Annotated in this window: 3 protein-coding genes; all 3 read left to right on the plus strand. The window is 47.4% G+C overall.

Annotated features, from left to right (window positions below; genetic code table 11):
- Positions 1-2,927, plus strand: a 2,927-nt coding sequence (locus tag ACTHMC_RS24515; RefSeq protein ID WP_440417291.1) for a carbohydrate-binding protein, incomplete at its 5' end; no start/stop codon positions are given.
- Positions 2,928-2,983: 56 nt separating this feature from the next.
- Positions 2,984-3,523: an NADPH-dependent FMN reductase gene (locus ACTHMC_RS24520; protein WP_440417293.1), complete on the plus strand. Its 540-nt coding sequence runs from the start codon at positions 2,984-2,986 to the stop codon at positions 3,521-3,523.
- Positions 3,524-3,592: 69 nt separating this feature from the next.
- Entirely contained in the window at positions 3,593-4,534 is a 942-nt protein-coding gene (locus ACTHMC_RS24525) for a hypothetical protein (RefSeq protein WP_440417295.1), read from the plus strand.
- Positions 4,535-4,619 lie beyond the last annotated feature (85 nt).

The raw sequence follows: 4,619 nt of genomic DNA on the forward strand, positions 1-4,619 counted from the left end.
CCTGGCCTGCTTTCTGGCTGATGCCGGTAGATAACGAATATGGGTTCTGGCCGAAAAGCGGCGAGATAGATATCCTTGAGCATGTGGGGAATAATTTCGGAAAAGCCATGTGTGCGCTGCATACGGAAAATAAGAACTGGACAAACGGCGGCAACCTCGGTGGCAACCAGATCATGCCTGACGTGGATGTTGCTTATCATACGTATGGCGTTGAATGGTCTCCGGACTCTATACGGTTTACGCATGATGGAATTGGTTTTTATACGTATGTGAATCCCAAAACCGATTGGAAGGACTGGCCCTTTGATAAGCCATTCTTTGTGATCCTGAATGTGGCCATCGGCGGAGGCATGGGTGGCGCTATCACGGATGCCGACTGGCCGGATAGTATGCAGGTGGATTATGTCCGGATTTATCAGAAAGGCTTAGGTACGCCTGTATTGGATTCTATCCGGATCACACCGGCGGATGTATCCGTATTACCGGGGAAAGTGCAGCCCTTCACTGCCAAAGTGCTGGACCAGAATGGTCATGTAATGAATGGCGTTACGCCGGTGTGGAGTATCACAGGCACAGGAAATACCATTACCAGCGCCGGTGTTGCCACCATTCAAAGCAGTGGGGTAGTAACGGCAACGGTTACCAGTGATACCGTTACGAAATCCGGATCAACGTTCATCAACGTGAGGCCCACGAATTACAAACCGATCCCTGCGAGAATAGAAGCGGAGGCATTTGATAATACCAATATCTGTTGTACAGAAAATACGGCTGATACCAGCGGTGTGCTGAACGTGAGTTATATCGGCAACGGGAGCTGGCTTGAATACGATATCGATGTGCCGGACTCAGCTGCATACCGCATCCGGTTCAGGGTGGCCGCCAACAGCGCCGCTACGGTGGATGTAAGAATAGATACTGCATTGTTGTCCACTGTTCAGATCCCCATTACGGGTGGCTGGCAGACCTGGAAAACAGTGGTGTCTGCTCCGATTGTATTCGGGCCCGGACATAAAACGATCCGGATCACTTCCTCTGCGTCTGGGTGGAACTTCAACTGGCTGCAGATCGTAGACGCTGCAGGTCACCAGGTGCAAAGCATGGCTATACAACCGGATAGCGCAAGAATACTGGTGGGGGAAACTTTACAGCTGAAAGCCATCGGGCGTGACCAGTACAATAATTATATCATGCTCAGTCCTTCACCGGTATGGTCAGTTAACAACAGTCATGGCCAGGTGAGTGCCGGCGGTTTATTCACGAGTGATTCTGCCGGTACTTATATTGTAACAGCAGTCTCCGGTTTGTTAAGCGATACTGCTGTTGTGCGTGTTTTAGGTACTCCCGAACTGACTTATATCCGGATCACACCGGATACACTGGTTGTGCCTGTTGGCGCATCGCAGCAGTTCACGGCTAAAGGCTATGATCAGTATGATGCGCAGGTGCCACTGACGGATTCTGTATACTGGACTGTGACTGGCGCGGGAAACTCTATCAGCAACAGTGGTTTACTGAGTGCTGGTCTTACGCCCGGCACTTATACCATAACGGCCATCTCCGCAGGTAAGTCAGGAACTTTATCTGTGCAAACGGGTTATACCTGTACGGTCAATAACAGGTATGAAGCTGAGACGGCCTCTTCCAAAGCAGCAGGATTGACGGCTATTACAACGGATGATGCAGATGGAGCGCAGCATTTTGAAAATGTAACAACGGGGAAGTGGTTTGCGTACAGTGCACTGAAAGTGCCTTCGGCTGGTAAGTATACTATTCGTTTAAGAGTATCAACAATAGCGGCTGCAAAGGTCAGGATTGGTCATGGCAATATCACTTATAAGCTCATCGATCTGCCATCCACCGGTGGTCAATGGAAAACGATTGCTGACACGCTTACCTTACCAGCGCTTAGTTATACAGGCATACATGGTGTATCCGGTAATTTCAAATTCAATTGGTTTGTGATCGATAACTGTGCAACCACGCCGGCTGCATTGGCGAGCATAAAAGTGTCTCCGGATACGATCCTGCTGGCTACCGGAACTAATTATCTTTTTCGGGCAGCAGGATATGACAGCAGCAATAACCCGGTAAATCTTCCGCCGGTTCAGTGGGCGGTGAATGGAACCGGCAATACAATCGATGCAGCAGGTGTATTGAATGCAGGAACAACTCCGGGCTCTTACCTGGTTACAGCTTCTTCAGATACTATCTCGGGCATGGCAGTGGTTCACCTGGTTGATTGTTCCGTGAACAATAAATATGAAGCCGAGAGCGCTTCCGGCAGGCATACCACTCCGGTGCTTGAAACCTGTAATGATGTAGGCGGTGGGCAAAACTTTACAGGGCTCGCCACCGGGCATTATTTTGCCTATAATACTTTGAATGTGCCGTCAGCAGGTATTTACAGGATCAGTTTGCGTGTGTTATCAACTGCTGCTGCGCAGGTGAGGATCGGGCATAGCAATATTACCTATAAGATAATGAATATCCCGTCAACGGCAGGAGTCTGGCAGACCATCACGGATACTTTAACATTGCCTGCGCTGAGTTACACGGGTATCCATGTGGTGTCAGGTAGTTTCAAGTTCAATTATTTTATGATCGATAATTGTTCTGCCGATTCAATTGTTTCCGGCAATCTCTTAATGCCGGGCTTAGTGGAAGAAAGCAGCAAAGGAGGTGGTGCGGAAAGCACCGTTTATCCCAATCCAGCCTCCGGCATTATTACAATCGTGCCTGGTAGTCCGGATTACAGAACGATAAAGGTAATGAGTGCTGCCGGGCAGGTGATTTTCAACTGGCCCATTACTCCGGGCAATAAAAGGTTTACAAAAGATGTGAGTGCTTTAAAGTCCGGTACGTACCTGCTGGTATTTGAAAGTGCCACCAAAGCAAGAAAAATAGTGAAGCTGGTCAGGCGATAAAAACAGGAAATGCATAATATTGGGACCGCGAATGCGGTCCTTTTTAATTTTACACCATGACCAGACCCGTAAATATTCTTGCGATTTGTGGCAGCACCCGCAAGGGCTCCACCAATGAGGTGTTGATCGATATCATTGCTGATCTGTATCGATCCAGCACTGAATTTATACGCTTCGAAGGCTTATCTGATTTGCCTCATTTCAATCCTGATCTCGATACTGAAACGCCACCGCCTGCTGTTACTGCTTTCCGTGAACAGCTTCGCGCAGCGGATGGTATCCTTATCTGCACACCTGAGTATGCGATGGGGGTGCCGGGCAGTTTAAAGAATGCGCTGGACTGGGTGGTGTCATCCATGGAGTTTTCCGGTAAGCCTGTGGTGCTGATCACAGCTTCGTCCATGGGGGAGCAGGCGCACCAGTCGCTGATCCGTACTTTGCTGGTGATTGAATCGGATCTGCCCGAAAGTTCCAGGTTGCTGATCCCTTTTGTGAAATCCAAGGTGAGGGATGGTAAGATAGTGGATGAGCAATTGTTGCAGGCGGTAAAAGCGGTGATGGAATCGATGCTCAGCAAGTTTATAGGACAACAGTAATACTGCCTGTTTTCAGTAAATCTGTATCTTTGCGCAGGCCAGCCCCCAAACTCTTAATTCTTATTTTACATGACAAAGTCATTTATACTGCTGTTGGCAGTAGTAATTGCACTGGCTGGTTGTTCTGCAAACAAATCATCCCGCGCCCCATACATGATGGGGAAAGAAACTTTTAATGACAAGATCATCGATCAGCTGAAATCAACAAAAACTGTTTTTTTCTATCAGAAAGACAAAGGGATGCCTAACGATACCCTGGAGCAGGCTATTCAGGAAGGCTGGACTTTAACGCCTGTTGTGTTTGACGAGCTCAGTAACTTCAGCAAGTATGGTGGCAATCCTGCGTATTCCTATTTTGTGATTGAAGGGGTTAAAACCACCGTTACCAGGTCCAATGGTTTTTCCTACTCCACTATCCATTATTACCTCGCATTGAATCTCTTCAAGGAAGTGACGAAAAAAGGAAAACTAATAACGGAAGGATTGTGCCGGATCGAACTGTTCCCGAATTTTGAGACGATGATGATGCCTGGAAAAGGGAAAAAAGACGATGTGATCGAGAACCTGTACACTAAAGGGCTGTTTTACAACTGGAGCCCGGTTCTGCTGAAAGCGAACCTGGGAGAGGCTTCCACCAATCTTTCCAATAAAACCCGCCCATGGTTGTTTCAGAATATCAAAGATGACAACCTGGGCCAGTTACTCTCAAAAGATACACTCTATGTGCCCAAACGTGTGCTGATCCAGTTTAATGGCTGGAATGGCAAGGAGAAAGAAAAAGAAAAAAATCCCTTTGCCAACTATCGTTTCAAATATAAGTTCTGCACGGATGCGGAATTGTTCCAGATCTTCGAAGTGGAAAAGAGAGGCAGGTTGTTGTTCGAGTATGTGAAGAGCTCTTCCGATAAGTTTGTCACCGTGCACGACCTGAAGCAGAAGAAAGCCATCTACAGGCAATACGTGCCAATTAGTTATAACCTGAAAGGCAAAGACATTTCAGGTATCAGATAAATTAATAATAAAAGAGGATCGCTTTGCGGTCCTTTTTTATTTTACCCGCAGTGTAGCAAATAAAATTTATCTTATTACCTTTCCA

The organism is Pseudobacter sp., from assembly GCF_051955275.1.
Lineage (GTDB): Bacteria > Bacteroidota > Bacteroidia > Chitinophagales > Chitinophagaceae > Pseudobacter.

Coding starts and splice junctions, on each gene's coding strand:
- ACTHMC_RS24520 (WP_440417293.1), top strand. CDS start 2,984: ATGACCAGACCCGTAAATATTCTTGCGATTTGTGGCAGCACCCGCAAG.
- ACTHMC_RS24525 (WP_440417295.1), top strand. CDS start 3,593: ATGACAAAGTCATTTATACTGCTGTTGGCAGTAGTAATTGCACTGGCT.